This is a genomic window from Desemzia sp. C1, from assembly GCF_020882875.1.
GTDB lineage: Bacteria > Bacillota > Bacilli > Lactobacillales > Carnobacteriaceae > Desemzia > Desemzia incerta.
The window spans coordinates 746,512-768,016 of the sequence record NZ_JAJIZP010000003.1 but is presented as its reverse complement, the minus strand read 5'-3'; the positions used below and the strand labels follow the sequence as shown (position 1 = coordinate 768,016).

21 protein-coding genes and 2 pseudogenes are annotated in these 21,505 nt (G+C 38.5%); 17 read left to right on the top strand and 6 right to left on the bottom strand.

The features are described 5' to 3' along the window. Positions 1-109: 109 nt before the first annotated feature. Both LMF32_RS04170 and LMF32_RS04165 read left to right on the top strand, forming a co-directional pair. On the top strand, positions 110-298 hold the full coding sequence (locus LMF32_RS04170) for a DUF302 domain-containing protein (protein WP_230523970.1): 189 nt from the start codon (positions 110-112) through the stop codon (positions 296-298). A 539-nt stretch (positions 299-837) separates the two neighbouring features. Further along, positions 838-2,241, top strand: a complete 1,404-nt coding sequence (locus LMF32_RS04165) for a M23 family metallopeptidase (protein ID WP_230523969.1) — start codon at positions 838-840, stop codon at positions 2,239-2,241. A gap of 303 nt (positions 2,242-2,544) precedes the next feature. On the opposite strand, the gene LMF32_RS04160 is transcribed toward LMF32_RS04165, so the two are convergent. Continuing rightward, on the bottom strand, positions 2,545-3,006 hold the full coding sequence (locus tag LMF32_RS04160) for a hypothetical protein (RefSeq protein ID WP_230523968.1): 462 nt from the start codon (positions 3,004-3,006) through the stop codon (positions 2,545-2,547). Between the two features lie 605 nt (positions 3,007-3,611). Then, positions 3,612-4,865 carry an IS1380 family transposase gene (locus LMF32_RS04155; protein ID WP_230523967.1) on the bottom strand — a complete coding sequence of 418 codons (1,254 nt, stop codon included), beginning with the start codon at positions 4,863-4,865 and terminating at the stop codon, positions 3,612-3,614. A 795-nt stretch (positions 4,866-5,660) separates the two neighbouring features. Here LMF32_RS04155 and LMF32_RS04150 point away from each other — a divergent pair. The 8 genes and pseudogenes from LMF32_RS04150 to LMF32_RS04115 all read left to right on the top strand — a co-directional run bounded on the left by LMF32_RS04150 (position 5,661) and on the right by LMF32_RS04115 (position 10,707). Next, positions 5,661-6,233, top strand: coding sequence for a DNA starvation/stationary phase protection protein (locus LMF32_RS04150; RefSeq protein ID WP_014125711.1), 573 nt, complete (start codon positions 5,661-5,663; stop codon positions 6,231-6,233). A 184-nt stretch (positions 6,234-6,417) separates the two neighbouring features. Further along, positions 6,418-7,125 carry a Crp/Fnr family transcriptional regulator gene (locus tag LMF32_RS04145; RefSeq protein WP_230523966.1) on the top strand — a complete coding sequence of 236 codons (708 nt, stop codon included), beginning with the start codon at positions 6,418-6,420 and terminating at the stop codon, positions 7,123-7,125. A 59-nt stretch (positions 7,126-7,184) separates the two neighbouring features. Next, positions 7,185-7,391: pseudogene (locus tag LMF32_RS04140) on the top strand (prolipoprotein diacylglyceryl transferase family protein); the annotation flags it as partial. 146 nt (positions 7,392-7,537) lie between these two features. Continuing rightward, the gene (locus LMF32_RS04135; RefSeq protein WP_230523965.1) at positions 7,538-7,771 is read left to right on the top strand and encodes a heavy-metal-associated domain-containing protein; all 234 of its coding nucleotides are present in this window, start codon (positions 7,538-7,540) and stop codon (positions 7,769-7,771) included. A 60-nt stretch (positions 7,772-7,831) separates the two neighbouring features. Next, positions 7,832-8,026: a DUF308 domain-containing protein gene (locus LMF32_RS04130; RefSeq protein ID WP_072695715.1), complete on the top strand. Its 195-nt coding sequence runs from the start codon at positions 7,832-7,834 to the stop codon at positions 8,024-8,026. Between the two features lie 79 nt (positions 8,027-8,105). Continuing rightward, positions 8,106-8,225: pseudogene (locus LMF32_RS04125) on the top strand (class I fructose-bisphosphate aldolase); the annotation flags it as partial. A 25-nt stretch (positions 8,226-8,250) separates the two neighbouring features. Continuing rightward, on the top strand, positions 8,251-8,484 hold the full coding sequence (locus LMF32_RS04120; protein ID WP_003125439.1) for a heavy-metal-associated domain-containing protein: 234 nt from the start codon (positions 8,251-8,253) through the stop codon (positions 8,482-8,484). Between the two features lie 318 nt (positions 8,485-8,802). Beyond that, the gene (locus LMF32_RS04115) at positions 8,803-10,707 is read left to right on the top strand and encodes a heavy metal translocating P-type ATPase (RefSeq protein WP_230523964.1); all 1,905 of its coding nucleotides are present in this window, start codon (positions 8,803-8,805) and stop codon (positions 10,705-10,707) included. Positions 10,708-11,029: 322 nt separating this feature from the next. On the opposite strand, the gene LMF32_RS04110 is transcribed toward LMF32_RS04115, so the two are convergent. Further along, positions 11,030-12,124 carry an IS30 family transposase gene (locus LMF32_RS04110; protein ID WP_230523963.1) on the bottom strand — a complete coding sequence of 365 codons (1,095 nt, stop codon included), beginning with the start codon at positions 12,122-12,124 and terminating at the stop codon, positions 11,030-11,032. Between the two features lie 458 nt (positions 12,125-12,582). Between LMF32_RS04110 and LMF32_RS04105 the strand changes: the two genes are divergently transcribed. From LMF32_RS04105 to gap, 6 genes are all read left to right on the top strand, one after another. After that, on the top strand, positions 12,583-13,305 hold the full coding sequence (locus tag LMF32_RS04105; protein WP_092480811.1) for an amino acid ABC transporter ATP-binding protein: 723 nt from the start codon (positions 12,583-12,585) through the stop codon (positions 13,303-13,305). A gap of 26 nt (positions 13,306-13,331) precedes the next feature. After that, positions 13,332-14,150 (top strand): transporter substrate-binding domain-containing protein, encoded by an 819-nt coding sequence (locus tag LMF32_RS04100; RefSeq protein WP_230523962.1) that lies wholly within the window; start codon positions 13,332-13,334, stop codon positions 14,148-14,150. Then, positions 14,150-14,860 (top strand): amino acid ABC transporter permease, encoded by a 711-nt coding sequence (locus tag LMF32_RS04095; protein ID WP_230523961.1) that lies wholly within the window; start codon positions 14,150-14,152, stop codon positions 14,858-14,860. Before LMF32_RS04100 ends, LMF32_RS04095 begins: the two co-directional genes overlap by 1 nt. Next, positions 14,857-15,516 carry an amino acid ABC transporter permease gene (locus LMF32_RS04090; protein WP_230523960.1) on the top strand — a complete coding sequence of 220 codons (660 nt, stop codon included), beginning with the start codon at positions 14,857-14,859 and terminating at the stop codon, positions 15,514-15,516. The genes LMF32_RS04095 and LMF32_RS04090 overlap by 4 nt, the downstream gene beginning before the upstream one ends. A 425-nt stretch (positions 15,517-15,941) precedes the next feature. Beyond that, a complete protein-coding gene (locus LMF32_RS13565; protein WP_278046258.1) occupies positions 15,942-17,705 on the top strand; it encodes an ammonium transporter in 1,764 nt (587 codons plus the stop codon). A 161-nt stretch (positions 17,706-17,866) separates the two neighbouring features. Continuing rightward, positions 17,867-18,880, top strand: a complete 1,014-nt coding sequence (gene gap / locus LMF32_RS04075; RefSeq protein ID WP_230523959.1) for a type I glyceraldehyde-3-phosphate dehydrogenase — start codon at positions 17,867-17,869, stop codon at positions 18,878-18,880. A 126-nt stretch (positions 18,881-19,006) separates the two neighbouring features. Here gap and LMF32_RS04070 read toward each other — a convergent pair whose 3' ends face one another. Then, positions 19,007-19,549 (bottom strand): hypothetical protein, encoded by a 543-nt coding sequence (locus tag LMF32_RS04070; protein WP_230523958.1) that lies wholly within the window; start codon positions 19,547-19,549, stop codon positions 19,007-19,009. A 203-nt stretch (positions 19,550-19,752) separates the two neighbouring features. Here LMF32_RS04070 and LMF32_RS04065 point away from each other — a divergent pair, with 203 nt between their 5' ends. Continuing rightward, positions 19,753-20,178, top strand: a complete 426-nt coding sequence (locus LMF32_RS04065; RefSeq protein WP_230523957.1) for a DUF1801 domain-containing protein — start codon at positions 19,753-19,755, stop codon at positions 20,176-20,178. A gap of 97 nt (positions 20,179-20,275) precedes the next feature. Here the strand turns inward: LMF32_RS04065 and LMF32_RS04060 are convergent, their stop codons facing one another. Both LMF32_RS04060 and LMF32_RS13685 read right to left on the bottom strand, forming a co-directional pair. Continuing rightward, the gene (locus tag LMF32_RS04060; protein WP_347401900.1) at positions 20,276-21,028 is read right to left on the bottom strand and encodes a M20/M25/M40 family metallo-hydrolase; all 753 of its coding nucleotides are present in this window, start codon (positions 21,026-21,028) and stop codon (positions 20,276-20,278) included. Beyond that, positions 21,012-21,401 carry a M20/M25/M40 family metallo-hydrolase gene (locus LMF32_RS13685; protein WP_347401899.1) on the bottom strand — a complete coding sequence of 130 codons (390 nt, stop codon included), beginning with the start codon at positions 21,399-21,401 and terminating at the stop codon, positions 21,012-21,014. The genes LMF32_RS04060 and LMF32_RS13685 overlap by 17 nt, the downstream gene beginning before the upstream one ends. Between the last annotated feature and the right edge of the window lie 104 nt (positions 21,402-21,505).

The following is a 21,505-nucleotide window of genomic DNA, read 5'->3' as shown; positions in this document are numbered from 1 at the left end:
CGGATGATATTTGATTATCCCGTTAAGCTACAGCAAATCTCATTTCAAGACTTGTCAAAAAAGATTATTTGTTATCTCTGGTGGCTAACTTCACTATATAATCCACCTATTGGAAAAGCGTATTGAAGTTGGCTATTTTTTACCGTGTAAGGTAGCAGTTTATGAAAAAGAAGACGATGTGTATATTGGACTATTAAACCCGACAGTATTAATCGAATCACTCAAAGATGATCATTTGACAATGATTGCTAGAGAAGTTGAATCAACATTAAAAGAAGTAGTGGATGCTGCTAAATAAAGATAAAAAAAGTCTTTGTCAGACAGCGACCCCCAAAGTTAGAGTGAAATCTTAACTTTTGGGGGTTATTTTTTTAAAGAAATATCTTGCTGCTTTTTAATAGTGTCGGTAAAGATATTAAATATTATAGAACCTAATCAGTACTAAAAATGTAAAAACTAGTTGTGAAATTAATTTAGCTCCAGGAATATTCGAACAAACTGTGTCATATTTAGTAGTGCTTTTTATAAAACAACGAAATTAAGTTTACTAAATTTCGAATCTGTGGATGGTTAAGTGTTAAAGATATAGAAAACTGATAAAAAAAAGGCATTATATAGCAAAAATAAAACCAATAAAGGCCTAAACTAAAGTTGCTATATAAAATTTCGTTTGTTAAAAAATATGGAAATAGTTTTGTAATGTTGACTGTTGTTTGTTACACAATTGATATCTTTTAAGAATTTAAGATGTGATATATTTTATAAGTAAATAAAACAGTATTTTACTAAATAAAAACACTATTGAATTTAAAAAGAAGTTTTTCTGGAGGATTGAATTTGAAGAAGAAATTTATTACAGGTTTGCTTGCAGCAACTATGTTCGTCAGCCCTTTTATTGCACCAGTTACAGCTAGCGCTAATAAGTTAGAAGAAATGCAGCAAGAGAAAGAACGCTTAGATAAAGAAAACCAAAACATTAAAGGCAATATAAATGTTAAGGAAGAAAAATTACAATCCTTAGCAGAAGAAAAATCTTCATTAGAAGCAAACGTCGTTCAACTACAAAAAGAAATTGATCAAGTTGTTCGCGAATTGAAAGAACAAGAAGATAAATTAGCCGCAGCAGAAGAAAAAGTCATTCAACTACATAAAGAAATCGAAGCACTTAAAGACTTAATTGAACAACGCAAAGGAAAAATCGAAAATCAAGCAAGAGCCGTTCAAACAGATGGGAACAGTGCGAACTTATTAGATATTGTGATTTCTGCAGAAAATTTGACCGATTTATTAGGGCGTATTAGTCTTGTGAATCAATTAGTAGATGCTAACGAAGAAATTGTTCTAGCACAAATTGAAGATCAAAAGACGTTAGAGAATAAACAAGCAGAAGCAAAAGCTAAAAAAGAAGCTATTGAAACGTTAAAAGCTGAAATCGAGATGAACCGCAATAACTTAGTGGCTCAAAAAGATGAATTGGATAAAACCATTATCGCAGTAGCAACCAACTACGATATGACAGAAGAAGAGAAAAATGCATTTGTAAAAGAGCAAGAAGTGATTGCAGCAAAAACAAGCACTTTATCAGCAGATATGCAAGCTGAACAACAACGCATCATCACTGAACAAAAAGCTAGAGAAGCAGCTGAACAAAAAGAATTAGAAGAAAGAGAACACCAAGCAGCTGAAGCTCAAGTAGCTGCTGAAAAAGAAACGGCTAATCAAAAAGTAGCCGCTACCCAAAGTGCGAACCCAAGTAGTTCTTTAAATAGCGGTTCAAGTTCTGCTCCGTCTTCAAAGAGTAGTTCAAGTTCTACTCCTTCCTCATCTAGCAATTCAGGTTCTACTAAATCAAGTTCAGGTTTCATTCGCCCTTCTGGAGGATATACAACTTCTCCATTCGGCTATCGTGTTCACCCAATTAGTGGTGTGAAGAAATTACATGGTGGAATGGACTTTGGCGGGGGTGGCCCAATCGTTGCTGCACAAGGCGGAACTGTAACAATCGCACAATACCACAGCACATGGGGTTGGTATGTGAAAATTGATCACGGAAACGGCTTGTCTACATTATATGCTCATATGGCACAAGGTAGCTTACGTGTAAGTTCTGGACAACAAGTTTCTCAAGGTCAGCAAATAGGAACAATGGGAACAACCGGTGCTTCAACCGGGGTTCATTTACATTTTGAAGTCTACCAAAATGGTGTTCGTGTAAATCCAGCTTCATATCTTGGAATGTAAAAAATAGCAAAAAAGGTGCGGAACAAAAGTTCGCACCTTTTTTGTGTTGTGCGCCCAGCATGGGCGATAACTTGGTGGTGAAAGTCCACTACAGGCTTGGCAGTAACAACTGTTAGCTGAAGTGAAGGCAAGGGTGTCCACGGTGTGAGGTGGAAGCTGAAAGCAAACCTCACACTGACGAACAGAAAGCTCATATGAAGACTGTATTGGGACGGACGAGCTTGCAACACAAAGCAAAGTCTAATACTGTAAGAATCCCATTCAGTAAATGAGGCAGTTATATTAGTGGAAGGTTATTGCACCTTACCTGGGAAGGTCTGTTTTACTTAAGTCGTTTCTTTTGTCGTTTTTCACGCTCCTCTCGTGCTGTTCTAATTTTTTTACTAGTTCAAGATTCCCCTCTAGATAGGCTATACGGGCATTTGCTTTGTCTAGCGCCTCTTGTAACGATAATTGTTCTCTTGGTCCATAGGGACCATTATTTTTTGAACCACGAGTCTCTTGTAACAATACATCTTCTCCGTGATCTTTATATAATCTTTTCCAACGTGATAGTGATTGATCGGATTTTCCTTTTCCGATTAAATGAGAAGGAAGTCCAGCAAGTTCAAATATCTGAGTGGATTTCATGCCTTGTTTGCTTTGTTTAATGGCCTTTATTTTGAATTCTGATGAATAGGTAATACTTTTCTCTGTCACACTTTTCACATTAGGATTGTTTCTTAAAGCTTGAATCTCAGCTTGGCTATATATCTTTTTACTCATCCTGTCCACTCCCTTCTGTATAACTCAAATAGAGTATACCGAAAATTTTGCATAAAAATAACCCGAAAACTTACAACACTCTTTTTTTGAGTGTTCAGTTTTTGGGTAGAGATTCAGTACTTGTTTACAACAGTTTCTCTTTTTTATTTGTCTAGCTTAATTTTACAATTGGCGCTTGTATTCGTAGGGTACCACGCTTATAAGGATTACCATAAATATAATGAGTTAACAAGAACTATTGAAGATATATTTATGCTACCAGTGTCTGAAGAAATGTTAACAGAGAAAGATAGAGTACAAGGAAAAATGTATTCAACAAAATAATAAAGCTTTTTAAACCTGAATAATTCATACTTTTTATAAACTACCAAATTTTATAATTATCTGTTTAGTTTTATGCTCAATGGTTCTTTTTCTCAAAAATATTTTTCTAAAGGGTTTAATTTATTTTTGCTAACTGATTAAGTTCAAGAAAGACCTCATTTTGGGCGCACTCATCCTATCGGATGGTTAACGAAATTTTTTGAATGGCGCAATAAACGCAACTAACACTGCAGTACCTGAATGTTTTGTAGAATCCGATAAAATAGCTTCTGGTAAACATGTTAACTACTTAATTTCAAGTATTGTCTTCTTCCGGAATGAACTATCTTTCCAGCAATTTTAAAGAGAAATAAGCGAATAGTAGAAACCTGATACCCTTTCGTTTCATTGGTAAAACATAATGTTCGCATGAAGTTCACGATATTGTAAGCCAATAGGCTTACGATCATACGAGCATGATTTTCTATAAAACGTGGGCTATCTGTTTTATCCAAGTAAAAGCCGTTTTTTGCTTCCTTAATGTAATTTTCCATCGTTCCTCTTTTTGAATACGTTTGGAAAACCATTTCTGGAGAGACGTCTTTTGAAAAATTGGTAATGATGAATTCATGTCTAAAAAGCAATTCACTAGCTTCTCTGGTTGATTTTATGCAGATCCTTCTGGATTTTCCCCACGACTTTGCTTGATAAGTGGCGTTATAGTAATGAACTTCTTTCTTACTCCAATCGTGATGATCCTTAATGGTAACGAATTGCTCAGCGATTCTGTACAGATTACGATTGGATTTCAAACGGATAGTATACAAACTATCGTACTCTTCACAAAGTTCATACAAATCAGGCATTGCGAATCCACTATCTGCACGTACCATAATAGTGCTTACTGGTGTCACAGAGTGATAATGCTCAAATAATGGACGAGTAAATGCTGCGACGCCTTTTGAGGTGTAGACATTTCCAGAACGAAGTTCTGCTTTAAGAACGTCTCCGGTAAGACCATCAAAGGCAACGAGTGGATGATAACCGGTTGTCTGGTAATGCGCATTATAATCGGTCATTTCTTGGTTTCCAAAGGTATCACTGTGAGTAGAATCTAAATCAAAAATCATTTCGTTCGTATTTCGAATCGTACGTGCTTTATCAATCAAAATCTGGTTAACCTTTTGTAGCTGGACGATATTTTCTGTTGACATCCGATCCCAAAAGCGAGAAATGGATGACTGTGAAGCCAACCGCTTTTTGCTTAAAACAGCTTGAAAGATAGGATCCGTTACTAATATATTGGCTGAAGAATCTGTAGGATAGCCTGCAATCAACTGCAAGATGATTTGTTCCAGAATAGATTCATTTTCATGAACATGATACAGTCGGTCATCTTGAATCTGGATGTTTTTACATAAGATTTGGCTAAACTCAAATTTGTTCATGAACTCTTTTGCTAATATTAAGCCGGAATCTGAGGACAAATTTCCACCAGAGTGAGATACTGTAACATTTGAATTGAAAAGTAGACGATTTTCGTGTAAAGTTGCCATTGAGAGAACCCCTTTCTTTGGTTAGGTTTAGTCACTTTAACCATAGCAGATTGGGGTTCTTTTTTTACACCCAAAGGGTGCGAATAAACGAAACAAAATAGACTGTTATAACAAGGTTTTTGAAGCGTTTTTGAAAAACTATGAATTATTCAGGTTTCTGTAAAATTATTTAAAAGGACATTAATTTTTGTCAGTTATTCAAAAATTAATACATGAGATTGCTTAGAATCATGTATTGCAAAATAAGAGATTAATTTGACAAACCGTCATAAAAATAAAAACCAGTCAAAACTAATAATAATATAGGTATTCCATAAGCTAAAACTCCTATTAATCGATCTACTAAAAATAAATAAAAAAATTCTTTTCAATTTTTATGGTATGACATAAATAAAGTGAAGTTATTCGTCTAGGTTAATCTTATTAATACTCTTTCTCACTAGTGTTGCATGCAACACTAGTGAGAAAGAGTATTAAATATACTGCAAGGTAAGACATTTGGTAATTGAAGAATAACAAGCAAAAAAATAGCAGTCAGGTCTCTTGACAAAGTATAGTTGCTATTCTTTTTTTAGGCCCTACTTTAATGAAATTTTTGTTTGGAGGGAACGACTTCATTCCTTTGATTATTTCAGTTGAATTTAATAGAGAAGCCTGGCGTCTATTAAGAAATACTTTTCTTGATGAGCGTCAATTTTTTTAACGGAAATCTATCCTATACTAAATTCAGTAAAGGAAAAGGAGGAATCAAAGGAAGCTGTTTTAAACAAACCAAAATTATAGGAGGAATAGATCATGACTGAAAATAAAGCGTCTCAAGAAAGAACACCCCAAGAAAGATTGCAAGAAGAACAAGAACACAAGGAACATGTCCATCATACAAAAATTAATGCAGCGGCCATTTCGGATCATCTTTTAGGGAACATGCATACTTTACATGTGAAATTGCACCAATATCACTGGTATGTAAATGGCGCTAATTTCTTCACCCTGCATGAAAAATTTGAAGAATTGTATAATCAAAACGAAGAATGGTTCGACAAACTAGCAGAACGCTTGATTATTTCCGGTCATAAACCGGCTTCAACCACCGCTGAATTTGAAAAATATTCCATGCTTTCAGAAGATGCCATCAATAAATACGCTAAAGCAGAAGACATGGTTGAAAATATTATCGAAGATTTCAGAAGTACCCGTGAATTAACGATTCGTGCTATTCGTTTAGTACAAGATGAGGGTGACGATGCTTTAGAAGATACACTGATTGCTTTTAAAAATGACTTAGATAAAAACATTTGGATGCTGCAAGCGTTCATTGGCAAAGAGGCATTGGAAGACGACGATGCGTTTGATGAGGATGAAGATTAGGTTTTTCGTAAACATACATTTAAAAATTAAAGATTTTGGGGTTGGGACTCTTTCCAGCTCCTATTTTTTTGCCGTTAAAAAGACTTTTCTTGATGAGCGTCAATTTTTTTGAGGTAGGGGGCCTTTATACTAAATATAGGAAAGTTAAAAAAAGGACAATAAACTGATAAAGGGGAAGAACGAATTGACTCAATACACCCAACCACATGCAGCAGGAGACCACTCAGCTTGTATCCGCTTAGTCCCGATATTCAATCATTTGGAGGAAAGCGCGATGGATCGCATCGCTGGAAAAGCTCACACGAAGCACTATCAAAAAGGGGCGTTTCTGTTTCGCTCGCAAGAAAAAGATGATGCCTTGTATATTGTGAATCGCGGAAAAGTCCGTATCTATCGCTTGTCTGATTCTGGCAAAGAGCAACTAGTTCGTATTTTGAATCCGGGTGACTTTACGGGAGAATGGACGTTGTTCAATCCTGATGCTGTGCACGAGGAATACGCAGAAGCTACTCGAGATACGTCTGTCTGCATGATTCAACAACATGATGTACAAGAGTTTCTAAAAGAGTATCCTGCAATTTCGTTAAAGCTGCTAGGAGAGATGTCGCAGCGGTTAGAAAGCTCCGAACGTCAAACCGCACAAGTAGCCGTGGAGAGTGTCATTACCCGTTTAGTTTTGTTTTTGGCAGAAAATGTGGAACCTGAAATGGGCAACTCTCCCACCATCACCCTGCCGATGGCAAAAAAGGACATTGCTTCCTATTTAGGAACGACACCTGAGACCATCAGTCGCAAATTTGGAGAATTGGAGGACGAGGGATTGATTCAACAGCTGTCTGGGAAAAGGATTAAGATTCAGGATTTAGATGATTTATTGCTTTACAGCGAATAATCGGACACACTTTTTTGTACACGTTGGTGTTCTGTCGCTCTTCATTAACAATGGGACAGTACTCAGTGGGTCGGTTCTTCATTGAAGGTATGCGAACGGACAGTTTATGGATTGGCGAGTGGATCCGCGTTTCGCAAGCCTTGTCTCTGGCCCTGTTTATTGGCGCGATTGTAGTATGGTTTATACGCAGACAAGACTATCCACCAATTTCTTATTATTCTGATGGCAATAAGGGGCAGAAAAAGACTATTAAGATGGTGAATTGAGCAAAAAGATAAAAAGAAGTGCAAAACTTGATATGCGTCAATTTTCGTTTGCTAAAAGTGAGCTATACTACAGTTGTAAAGAGGAAAAGGCAGTGTTCATTAATCTGCTGCCGATAAAATAAAAACACATAAAGGAGATAGGAATTATGGAAAAAGCTATATTGCAATTAGAAACGTTGTCTTGTCCAAGTTGTATGCAAAAAATTGAAGGTGCCTTGAAATCAGTTAACGGTATTGATAAAGACAGCATTAAAGTATTATTCAACTCCAGCAAAGTCAAAACCAATTTTGATTCAGCTGTCACTTCGATTGAAGAGATTCAAAAAGCTATCGAAAACGTAGGCTATCCGGTCCTTAAAACAAAAGTCAAGGCCGCTTAACAGAATATGTTTCTCGATTAAATAAATAATTAAAAAATATGCATAAGGAGAAGATAAATCATGAGTAATACAACTGGGCAATGGTTAGGATGGATTGGAATTCTTGTAGGGATAATCGCTTTCTTTTGGCAACCGGTATGGATGGGAGTAGCTGCAGTCGTTCTAGGAATCATCGGGCTATTTTCCCCACAGAAAGGACTCAACTGGACAGCGATTATTATTGGGGCAATTGCGTTAGTCCTGCCACTTTTATAATCAGAAAATGTAATAACAGCGATAATAGGCAAAGAAGACCTGTTATGATGAAAATTTTTAATAAACTAATTAGTGAAGGATAACTATAAAGAATAAAGACGGCTTTATCGCGGCACTTGATCAAAGCGGTGGTAGTACACCAAAAGCTCTGAATGCTTATGGGGTCAGTGAAGACCAGTATTCAAATGCCGATAAAATAAAAACACATAAAGGAGATAGGAATTATGGAAAAAGCTATATTGCAATTAGAAACGTTGTCTTGTCCAAGTTGTATGCAAAAAATTGAAGGTGCCTTGAAATCAGTTAACGGTATTGATAAAGACAGCATTAAAGTATTATTCAACTCCAGCAAAGTCAAAACCAATTTTGATTCAGCTGTCACTTCGATTGAAGAGATTCAAAAAGCTATCGAAAACGTAGGCTATCCGGTCCTTAAAGCAAAAGTCAAGGCCGCTTAACAGATTAAATGAACTAGGCAATTCTGGAAGAAAAGCTATTTTTTCAGGATTGCTTTTTTGTTGCAATCCGATTCGAGGTGCTTAGAAACGATAAAAGAGAACTTTCTAAACTTGATAGCCGTAAATTTTTATTCGATAAAAAGAGGGTATCGTTATAACTGTAGAGAGGAATAAGTGTCATTGAGGCTGTTTGATCAAAAAATAGTGAAAAGGGACACGTATTTTTTCAAAACTTGATGTCAGTCAATTAATTACTTAGGCAATTATCTTATACTGTGTTTATCAATAAAAGAGAAATTAAATATGGAGGGAAAAAGCATGCAACAATATATATTAAGCAAGAAAAATGTTATCACCGTCATCAGTGGATTGTTAATCGCACTCGGTTTCTTCAGTCACTTTGTTTTAGAAAACGTAGGACTTTCAGAGTGGTCTTTGATCATCGCCTCTGTCTTTGGGATTACGCCAATTGCCATTCAAGCGTTTCAAGCAATGAAAGTCAAAGTCATCAGTATTGATGTCTTAGTCAGTATTGCAGCGATTGGTGCGCTTTTTATTCAAAATTATGAAGAATCGGCTATTGTCACGTTCTTATTCTTATTCGGACACTACTTGGAACAACGAACATTGAACCAAACGCGATCTGCTATCAAAGAATTGACTGAAATGGCACCCGAAAGCGCCTTGAAACAAATGGATAATGGCGAATTTGAAGAAGTAGAAGTGGATGATGTAGATGAAGGGGATATCTTGCTCGTTAAAACGGGTGCGAAAGTTCCAGTGGATGGCACAGTCCTTACGGGTGAAGGGCATATCAATGAAGCTAGCATTACAGGGGAAGCTGTTCCGGTCAACAAGCTAGCTGATGCAGAAGTTTTTGCAGGAACCATTTTAGAAAACGGAACGATTCAAATCAGAGCTGACCGAGTTGGTGAGGACACCACATTTGGAAAAATTATTGAACTCGTGGAAGAAGCACAAGATTCTAAATCCGAAGCGGAACGGTTCATTGATCGCTTTTCTAAATACTACACACCAGCTGTCTTGGTTCTGGCAATTGTTGTATGGGCGTTCAGTCAAAATATTGAGTTAGCAATCACCATCTTGGTTCTAGGTTGCCCAGGCGCATTAGTTATCGGAGTGCCTGTCTCAAACGTTGCCGGTATTGGGAATGGTGCTCGTAACGGTGTTCTTTTAAAAGGGAGTGAAGTCATTCAAGACTTCAGCAATGTGGATACAATTGTATTTGATAAGACAGGTACGTTAACTGTCGGAAACCCAACCGTTGCAGCGACTGAACTGTATGAAAAAGATTCTGCTGAAACGCTTGGCTATCTGGCCAGTGTGGAACGGGAATCAGATCATCCATTAGCAAAAGCTGTCTTACAGCAAATTGGCGAAACAAAATTTTCTCCGGTTGAAGGAACAGAGGTCGTGAAAGGCGGCGGGATCGTTGCGAGTGTAGCTGGACATAGAGTGGCTGTTGGGAATGTAGCCTTGATGGAAAAAGAAAAAGTCACGCTCAGCAAAAAAGCTCAAAAAGATGTCAAACGGTTTGAACAACAAGGAAATTCTCTTGTTTTGACAGCGGTCGACGGCGAATTGAAAGTACTGATGGGCATTCGCGACCAAGTCCGTCCGGGAGTAAAAGCTAATTTGCAAGAATTGAAGGATTTAGGTGTTAAAAACCTGGTCGTTCTTTCAGGAGACAATCAAGGAACCGTCGATGTCGTAGCGAGTGAACTGGGATTGACCGAAGCACACGGACATATGTTGCCGGAAGACAAATCGGCTTACATCGGAAAACTTCAACAACGTGGTCAAATTGTAGCCTTTGTTGGAGATGGCGTTAACGATAGTCCGTCCTTAGCTTTAGCAGACATTGGCATCGCAATGGGAAGCGGAACGGACGTAGCGATTGAAACATCCAATGTCGTTTTAATGAACTCGAACTTCAGCAACTTGCCTCACGCATTAGGATTAGTAAAAGCCACCGCAAATAATATGAAACAAAATATCGTGATTTCAGTTGGAGTAGTGTTGCTCTTGTTGACCAGCGTTTTCTTCAGCGAATGGATGAATATGTCTATCGGAATGTTGGTTCATGAAGGTAGTATCTTGGTGGTAATTTTCAATGCCATGAGATTAATGAAGTATAAGTTGAAAGGTCGAAAAGAACAAAAAGAAGTATCAGCACCTGCAGAGAAAGTAAAAATATCTTAAGAATAAATTAGAAGAGGCTGAGACAATAGTCCATCCTTGAAATGACAAAAGCGGAAACTCAGATTTTTAAATCTGGGATTTTCCGCTTTTTTGAGTTCTTGAAAAAAAAAATAAAAGTATAGAGTATGCTCTTTATAAAATTAATTTTCTGTAAATTTCAAGTTTAAGTTAGCCACTTGATATTAATTAATTCCTTGTGAAATTGTTAGTCGTTTCGCCTAGATAGTGAGGGCTTGATAATGAGCTGAGACATGATAGTCTTTTGACAAGCTGGCCTAGTCCAGCTTTCCAGCATTCAAGTCATGTCGAAGGAGGCTCGTTGTCAAGCCCTCACGGGATAAGCCGCTTGCCGTTCTGACCTTAGCGCATGAACGAAACAGTCATATGGTGTTCTGTAGCCTAGTATTTTTCTTGAATAATCGTTCATCCATTGTTGTATACGTAAGCACTGAACGTCCGCGATTTGGCTGATGGGCTTCCCTTTAGGAATGAACCGTCGAATAAATTTGTGTTGATTCTCACTCGTGCCTCGTTCAAATGAGGCATAGGGGTGACTGAAATAGACATCCAGCGAGTCCTTCAGAGCGTCATGAAGCCCCGCAAACTCTGAACCATTGTCAGACGTTATCGTCTTAAATAAAGTAGAAAAGGCATCACCTGAGCGTGTTTGAAGAGACTGTAACGCCTGATTAACAGACGCTTGATCTTTACCGTTCACCTTCAAAATGATTTCAAAACGTGTCTGTCGTTCAACCAATGTAAGCAACACGGCGTCCGATTTTTCTTTATTTCCTACGACAGTATCGATTTCCCAATGCCCAAAGGTTTGGCGGCTGTCAACCTCAGCTGGGCGCTTATCAATCGACTGGCCAAGAACGCGTTTATGTGATCGTTTAACTTGTGTGGAAACCTTCGATTTGCGAGACAGTTTTTCTAACAAGTCCATATTCTTTGTACGCATGATTCCTCTGTCTATCCAACCATAAAGGGTGGTTGTACAAGGAATAATAGAGGGATCGAACAAGTCATGTTTTTTAGCAAATCCGACAACCACATCCGGTGACCATTTATCGTTTAGCATTTTCTCATCAGCCCAGTCGATAAATGCACTCGTATCCGCCCATTTTGGCCGACGGCCAGAGTTCAATCGGTGTCTATCATACGCTGCTTGTCCGGCATCGGCATCATATCGTTCAATATAGTAATCGTACGTCTTGCCCTTTTGTTTTTGACGCTTAAGTTGAGTGATGGTTCCGCGATGTATTTCATTATTGATTGTTTGAGGAACGCAACCAATCACTTTGGCAATTTGTCTATTGGAGTAGTTTTCTTTCTTCAAAATAGCAATTTGAGCCCGTTCTGAATAAGATAAGTGTTTTCCCTTTCGTCTTAATGTGTTATCGTTAGAGTGCGTCATGTGAATTCATCCTGTCTATTGAGAGTTAGTGGTAACTTCAATATACAGGATGAATTCACATGGCGTTTTTTTATGTTAGCTTAAGTGGCTAACTTTATTATAAAATCCAGTTTTATAAAAAGTATGAATTATTCAGGTAATAAACAGTTATTAGATTTTGTAGTATATCACCGTATTTTAAAAAAGCTTCTCTCTCAAAATAAAAAAGGTTTTTGCTAATTAATGACAAAATAATGAACGTTCTCTAATTTCGGAAAGTGGCTTTAGAATAAGCTTTTGAGACGTAAAAAATACTAACTATCATTTTCATGTAAGATAACATTACATAAATATTGCATATTTTAATTGATTTCTAATCTAAACATCATTATAATTTTAATTTGTACTAGAGGATAGTGCATGAATACTTCAAAATAATGAAATGTTCATATTTTTTTGCAAAAGGAGATGAGGCAACGTTGATTAAACTGCAAAATGTAAATAAATATTTTGGAGACCACCATGTACTGAAAGATATCAATCTAGAGGTGGCGGAAGGGGAGAAAATCGTTATTATCGGGCCTTCGGGTTCTGGTAAAAGTACGACTGTACGATGTATGAACTTCCTTGAGGAACCGACATCAGGAGAAGTTTTTATTGAAGGCAAACAAGTGACTGCAAAAAACAAATTAGAAGTTGTACGCAATTCTTCTGCAATGGTTTTTCAACAGTTCAACCTCTATCCGCATATGACGGTGTTGGAAAATCTGACGATTGGTCCAATAAAGCTGCAAAAAAAATCTAAAAAAGAAGCAGAAGAAACAGCCTATAAGTATTTAGATATCGTAGGGCTGAGAGAGAAAGCCAATGTTTATCCGTCCACTTTATCAGGTGGACAACAGCAAAGGGTCGCTATCGCGAGATCTCTTTGTTCAGAAACGAAAATCATTTTATTCGATGAACCGACATCAGCTTTGGATCCGGAAACGGTGCAAGAAGTACTGGACGTTATGATCCAACTATCGAGTATGAATATTACGATGGTCGTCGTGACACACGAAATGGGCTTTGCAAGGCAAGTAGCAGACCGAGTTATTTTTATGGATGAAGGAACGATTTTGGAAGTAGGGACTCCGGAACATTTCTTCGATAATCCGACTCATGAACGAACGAAAGAATTTTTAAGCAAAATTTTACGATAAAAAGGGATAATTAGGGGGAAAAAGAGATGAAAAAAAGAAATCTATTCGCTGCATTGATGTTGTCCAGTTTATTGTTTTTAGGGGCTTGTTCGTCAGATGAAGGGTCAGCGACTGAGCCGACAAGCGGTGCGGATCAAGTTACTATTGAATCTATCAAAGATGCAGGCGTATTGAAAGTGGGTGTCAAAGAAGATGTTCCGAACTTCGGTTTGAAAAATACCGAGACCGGCGAAATCGAAGGTTTTGAAATCGATATTGCGAAGAAATTAGCCGAAGATATTTTAGGCGACCCAGACGCTATCGAATTGACGCCAGTTACAGCAAAAACACGTGGACCATTATTGGATAACGGCGAAGTTGATATGATCATCGCTACCTTTACCGTAACCGATGAACGAAAAGAAACGTATAACTTTACAGAAGCTTATTATGAAGATGCAGTTGGTTTGCTGGTGAAAAAAGATAAGAATTATGAAGGCTTGAAAGATATGGATGGAGCAACTATCGGAGTATCGCAAAGTTCAACAACAGCCGATGCTATTAAAGCAGAAGCTAAACAATACGACATCACGATGGACTTTTCTGAGTACGCAACTTATCCAGAAATCAAAGCGGCTTTGGATTCTGGTCGTGTAGATGCATTCAGTGTGGACAGATCGATCTTGGCTGGTTATTTGGATGATTCTACAGTGATCTTACCAGATCGTTTTGCGACTCAAGATTATGGAATCGCAACGAAGAAATCTAATACAGAATTAGCAGAGCACGTAAATGAGTTGATCACTACATGGGGAGAAGATGGCACTCTTGATGGATTGGTTTCAGAGTGGGGACTGAATGAATAATGAACAGTACAAATCCGTTCGCTCTTTGGAGATGGGAGGCTCTGTTTCAAAACTTTGACAGTATTGGGACTGGTTTTTTAAGGACACTTCAAATCGCTGTCTTAGCCTTGCTGTTGTCTTTGGTGATAGGGGTATTCATTGGGATTCTCTCCACAGCTCAAAGCTGGCTGCCGCGTTCTATCGCGCGGGTGTACGTGGAGATTTTCCAAAACATCCCGCTGGTCATTCAGATTTTCTTCATGTACAACGGGTTGGCTATGGCTGGTTTAGTGTTAAGTGAATTCACGATTGGGGTAGTCGGTGTTGGGCTGTATCATGGAGCGTATGTCGGAGAAGTCGTGCGTGCCGGGATTTTGTCTATGCCTAAAGGTCAGCACGAGGCCGCTTATTCTCAAGGATTCAACTATGCGCAAACCATGCGCTATATCATCTTGCCGCAAATGGTGAAGAGTATTTTGCCGCCATTAACGAACCAGGCGGTCAATTTGATCAAAAACACATCTGTATTGGCGATCATCGCTGGAGCAGACTTGATGTATGCAGCTGACTCTTACGCTTCTTATTCGTTAAATTACGGACCGGCTTATGTTATAGCGGGGCTGCTGTATTTCTTATTGTGCTTCCCGCTGGCTACTTTCTCGCGGAAATATGAAGAGAAATTGAAGAAAAATGATTCCGTAGTAGTGGATATTCCGGAGGTGATGGAATGATCGAGTCTCTAAAAACCGTTTTTACTCAGCCTAATGTTCTTTTTCTATTGGACGGTCTAAAAACGTCTTTACTGATTTCTTTAGGAGTGGTCATTCTTTCCATCCTATTCGGAACTCTTTTAGGATTAGTGCGGAACTATGAAAGAAAAATCTTCGGCAAATTAGCCGGATTTTATATCGAGTTGTTTCGTAATACACCGTTGCTGTTATGGATGTTGGCATGCGGATTCTTGATTCCAGGAAGTACGATCTTATTGAAAGGGTCGTTTGCTTTATTCCTATATACTGCTGCAGTAGTAGCTGAAATCGTTCGCGGGGGATTAAACGCGATTCCAAAAGGACAATTTGAAGCGGCTCACTCTCAAGGATTCTCATTCTTCCAAACTTTGTGGTACATTATTTTGCCGCAAACGTTCAAAAAAATCATTCCGTCTTTGTTGTCGCAAGTGATTACGACCATCAAAGATACCTCATTCCTTGCAGGGTTGGGAATCATGGAGTTCACTCGAAGCGGACAAGTGATTTTAGGGAAAGTCACTAAAACCTCAGAAGTTTTTATGATCTATGCTTTCTTAGCTGTAGTGTATTTCTTGATTTGTTTTACCTTGTCTGTTTTAGTCAGAACTTGGCATAGCAGAAATTCAGAAAATGTGTGATGGATCTACCATGAATAAAAATAGTGCATATCCTTAGTGAAAAAGGGTATGTGCTGTTTTTTTGTGTGTTTTAATTGAAAAAGAGATTAGATGAGGAAAGTACGTACATAATGATTTGTTTTTATAATATCGTTCGTTAGTTTGGTTAATGAATTATAAGTTTTTTATAAACATTTTATAGTATATACCAATATATAAAAGTGTTTAGTTTATAATTTATAAAGACTATTTATAAAAGGTTTTTTATTAATTTTTATATCGAAATACAAATATATACCATATTTGATGTTAGGTGTTCTGACATGCAAAGTAAGCTTTAGGAAATTATTTTGATAAATTGAATGAAATGTGTTGCAACCTTCGTTATTTGATGTTAGTTTTTATAACATGTTATAAAAATAGCTGGTCAAAAGGAGGAGTTAAAGATGTTTGAAGCAACAGATACACTTTGGGTTTTAGTAGGGACGGTATTGGTATTTTTTATGCAGGCGGGATTCGCAATGGTAGAGACAGGGTTTACTCGGGCAAAAAATGCCGGGAATATCATTATGAAAAACTTATTGGATTTTGTATTGGGGTCTTTGATGTATTGGGTCATTGGATTTGGAATTATGTTTGGACCAAGTATTGCAGGCTTTATCGGAGCTCCTGATTTATTTGTGCAAGGGAATTACGATTCAACGATTCCTGGAAATGTGTTTTTGATGTTTCAAACAGTCTTTGCTGCAACTGCGGCTACGATTGTTTCAGGGGCAATGGCTGAGCGGACAAAGTTCAGTTCTTACTTGATTTATACGTTGATCATTTCAACTATTGTTTACCCCGTATCAGGTCACTGGATCTGGGGCGGAGGATGGTTGTCTGAATTAGGATTTATAGATTTTGCCGGTTCAACGGCAGTTCATATGGTAGGTGGCGTTTCAGCTTTGATTGGAGCTAAAATACTTGGTGCTCGTATTGGAAAATATGACAAAGATGGAAAAGCACGTGCCATTCCTGGTCATAGTTTAACACTGGGAGCTTTGGGAGTGTTCATTCTCTGGTTTGCTTGGTTTGGCTTTAATGGAGCGTCAACGGTATCAGCTACAGGAGATGAAACGTTGACGTTGATCGGAACCATCTTTTTAAATACAAACCTTTCTGCAACAACAGCAACTTTAGTAGCTATGACGATCACTTGGATGAAGTACGGTAAGCCAGACATCTCGATGACGTTAAACGGCTCGCTTGCTGGACTTGTAGGAATCACTGCTGGTTGTACAGTCGTCTCGCCAATTGGAGCAGTTGCAATCGGGGCGCTCTCTTCTATGGCTTTAGTATACGGTCTGGAATTTATAGAACATAAAGCAAAAATCGATGATCCGGTTGGAGCTTTTGGAGTCCATGGAATAGCGGGATCTTTAGGAACGATTTTAGTAGGCGTATTCGCTGTCGATGGCGGAATTTTATATGGCGGAAGCTTTGAATTGCTTAGCGTACAAATACTTGGAGTTGCGGCAGTAGCGTTGTGGGTGGCTGTGACAATGACTGCTACGTTCCTTGTAATTGATAAAACGGTTGGGCTGCGAGTCAGTAAAGAAGAGGAAATTGCCGGAATGGATATCTCAGAACATGGCTTAAAATCAAGTTACGGAGATTTTGTTACTGTACCTTTTGGCCAAGTTCCTGTATTTAGAGGAATCAATAAGCAACCAAATGATGTAGAGCTGGCATTTGCTGGAATGGGCTTGGGGGATGTAGACTTTGATACGGAAGATACGATCCCAGAAACAAAAACGGAATTGCCAAAATTGGGACGGCCCCTTTCAGGAGAAGAAAAAATATCAAAAGTCGACATTATTGCTAACGAAGATCGATTTGAAGAACTAAAAGATGAGCTGAACAAAATCGGTGTTACTGGAATGACAGTAACAAATGTTTACGGTTATGGGATACAAAAGGGACACACCACTTATTACCGTGGAGCAGAAGTGGATGCCAACCTGCTGCCTAAAACACGCATAGAAATCATTGTGAGCAGTGTTCCGGTAGAAAGAGTAGTTGAAGCGGCACGCAAGGTTCTTTATACGGGCCATGTTGGAGATGGGAAGATTTTTGTATATGAGGTGGAAAATGTGATCCGCATCAGTACGGGTGATTCTGGTTCTTCAGCTTTGGATTACTCTGATAGTGCAGAAACGGTTGTTTAATAATTGAAAGATTTTAGAGACAGTACCTTGATTTCGTATAGAGAATACAAGGTACTGTTTTGTTGTGAGAGCGTCTATCTTTTTTAATGCGTACAATTGGAAATTCTCCTTCATAAGCGTTACCATAAAAGTAGATTCAAATAAAGAAGGAGGAAATATTCATGTCAATAAAAGTAGCGATTAATGGATTTGGACGTATCGGACGTTTGGCGTTGCGCCGGATGTTGGAAATGGACACAGAGTTAGAGGTAGTTGCGATCAATGACTTGACGGATAATGACGACTTAGTTTATTTGCTAAAATACGATACTGCTCAAGGACGCTTCCCTTATGAGGTAGAAGTAGGGAACGACGCGATTATTGTGGATGGAAAAGAAATCAAAGCATACGAAGAAAAAGATGCGAGCCAATTGCCTTGGGGCGACTTAGGTATCGACATCGTTCTAGAATGTACTGGTTTCTATACTTCAGCGAAAAAATCCCAAGCTCACTTGGATGCAGGAGCCAAACGTGTATTGATCTCTGCGCCAGTTAAAGCTGCCGGAGCAGAAGTAGACAACACGAAAACCATTGTTTATGGAGTTAACCATGATTCGTTGGATGCAGATGATCAAATCGTTTCTGCAGCGTCTTGTACAACGAACTGCTTGGCACCGATGGCAAATGTGTTGAACAAAAAATACGGTATCAATAGTGCATTGATGTCAACGGTTCATGCCTATACCGCAACACAAGCGCTTCAAGATTCACCAGGCGGACGTAAAAATCGTGCCGGAGCGCAAAATGCGATTCCAGCTTCAACAGGTGCTGCTAAAGCAGTAGGGAAAGTTATCCCTGAATTGGAAGGTAAAATCGACGGTACAGCTGTCCGTATCCCAACCGTTACAGGTTCGATGACAGAATTGTATTCAGTATTGAATACAAAAGTAACCGTAGATGAAGTCAACGCAGCAATGAAAGAAGCTGCAACGGATGCATTCTTATACAATGAAGATGACATCGTATCTTCAGACGTTATCGGAGTGCCGGCTGGTTCTATCTTTGACGCAACTCAAACGAAAGTTATGGATGGCGAAAGCGGCCAATTGGTCAAAACAGTTGCTTGGTACGACAACGAGTACGGTTTTGTAGCCAACATGGTCGGAACATTAGAACACTTTGCAAATATTAAATAAATAGGTTTGATTTAGCGGGGAGCATCAGCTTCCCGCTTTTGTGCGTGTTAAATGATGCAAAAACTCGAGGCTTATAAAATAGCCTCGAGTTTTTGATAGGTTAATATGTTGTTTGAATGAGTATTGTCAAATTTCTGTAATAGAGTTGAATATTTCTGTATAAACTGCTTCTATATTTTCATCTGTTTTTTCGTCATCGTATAAATAAAATTCCCAAGCTGTTGTTGATCTAGTGGCAGTGTCAAAATAGAATCCACTGGCATAACTCGTTCCAGGGGTCCATTCCCAATTTTCCCATGAATCATCGTCAAAATCTAACTCTGCTTCTGTAAATGGAATATGGCTGTTAGCACCTATGAAAAAGAATGGAATAGGAGAATCTGAGTAAATTTTTGCATACGGAATTTCACTGGCTTGCGATAAGTTTTGGGGCATGATAAAAATCGCATCATAGGAATCGAAATCATTATTCATGACATCATCAAAAGTAATCTCCTCAAAACTGACTTGTTCTTCTTTGATCTCTGGAACCTGTCCTACAACAGCGATAGTTAACGGTCTACCTTCGTATTTTACAGACCTTAGATGTAGTAAGTAAACTGATAGTAAAACAATTAAAGCTGAAACTAAAAGCAAGAAAATCCATTTAAGACTTATTTTTCTTTTCATCCTGCATCTCCTCAAATATAACAGTTACGAAGCAATTTAATTGAGCTAAGTGTACCATAACATTTGATTAAATAAATGATGTTTTTAAAAATGTTTCTATTTGTTGCTGTAGCTATGGAAGCTCTTTTTCAGAGAATTGTACTTGTACTTTTAAAGTGCCATAATGGAACTAAGATCTATTCGAAGAAGAGGAGTGTGACTGTATGGCTGAACCGAAAATGAAAGAAAATGATAATAGTGTGATCGACTTTATCGAAAGTGTAGAGAGCGAAAAGAAAAAAGCTGATGCTTATCAGTTGTTGGACATTTTTGAAGAAGTAACGGGTTATAAAGCGAAAATGTGGGGTCCGAGCATTATTGGTTTTGGCAGTTATCACTACTATAAGTATGCTTCAGGACATGAAGGGGACGCGCCTTTAGCCGGATTCTCGCCAAGAAAAGCGAAGATCAGTCTTTATTTAGCTTATGAAAGTGAAGAAATAGAAAAAATGCTGGAAAACTTTGGCAAACATACGACAGGAAAGGCTTGTATCTATGTCAATAAACTAGCGGATATCGACACTCAAGTTTTAAAAAAATTGATCGAACAGTCAGTAGAAACGTATCAAAATCTTTACCCGAATGAATAAAGCTAGTGACTTCAATCTTTCAATACAATAAGACCTCCGCTGAATTCAGCAGAGGTCTTATTTAGTATGATCAAAAAAATCTATCTAATAAACGATTTTACTGATTAAATGCTAAAATCATTTCTTTGTACAAATCAATGAATTTCAAGTAAACATCTTTGTGCACGTACTCATCAATTTTGTGAGCCATTTTAGTTAAGCCGGGTCCAAACATCATTAACGGGAACTCGTCGCCTTTAGAGCGCAGGAAGTTGGATCCGTCAGTTACTCCTGGAGAACCAATCGTTCCAGGTTTTTCACCGAAATACTTCTCGCCTAAATCTTGAGCGATTTCTACCAGTTCAGATTTTCCATCCGTGAACACACTCGGCAGAGCCATTGTGACTTCTACATGAATCTTAGCATCTTTTTGCTTGTTGATTTCTTCAGCAATCTCATTGAATTTGGCAATGACTTCTTCCGTATCGTATTCAGGAATCGTCCGCACGTTGAATTCTGCAGCAGCAACCTCAGGAATCGAGTTGACTTGCTGTCCGCCTTGTACGATCGTGCAGTTCATAATCAATTCGCCCAGCGTTTCATTTGAGCGGCTCGGGTCGCGTACTTCTGAGTTCACTCGAGTGATGAATTCAGCTAGTGGATCGATCGCGTTGTAACCTAAATGCGGCATAGCACTGTGCGCTTCTTGTCCTTTTGAAGTGACTTTGAAGTTCAAGGAACCTTTATGCGAATAAACGATCACGTCTTGAGAGGGTTCTGCGACGATCAAAGCATCGACATCGTCCATGTAGCCTTCTTCATATAATTTCTTCGAGCCAGCTCCGCCGACTTCTTCACCAGTCGTTGCCATGAAGCGGACAGAACCTTTCAATCATAGCGATGGCTAAAGCAGCCAGTCCTGATTTCATGTCGTTAGCGCCGCGTCCATAAAGCTTGCCGTCTTTTTCGGTCAGCACAAATGGGTCTGTCGACCAGTTGGAGACATCCCCCGGTGAGACGACATCCATATGTCCTGAGATCCCAAATACCGGCGATCCTGAACCGATTTCCGCTACCAAATTGACCCTGGTTTCTGTAACGGGAACGATCGTGGAGTCGATACCGTACTCTGCGAACAATTTCTTCAGGTATTCCGCTACTTCGATCTCGTTTTCGTTGACGCTATTAATAGCTACAAGATCTTCTAAAATAGTTAATTTTTGCTGCTCTGTAAAAACACTCATCCTAATTAGCTCCTTCTTGTTTTTATCCTAAAACTTGCCGTACTCTCTACATCAATCTTACATGAAGCAAATGAAAGCTTCAAATAAGGGGCTAAAATGCTAAA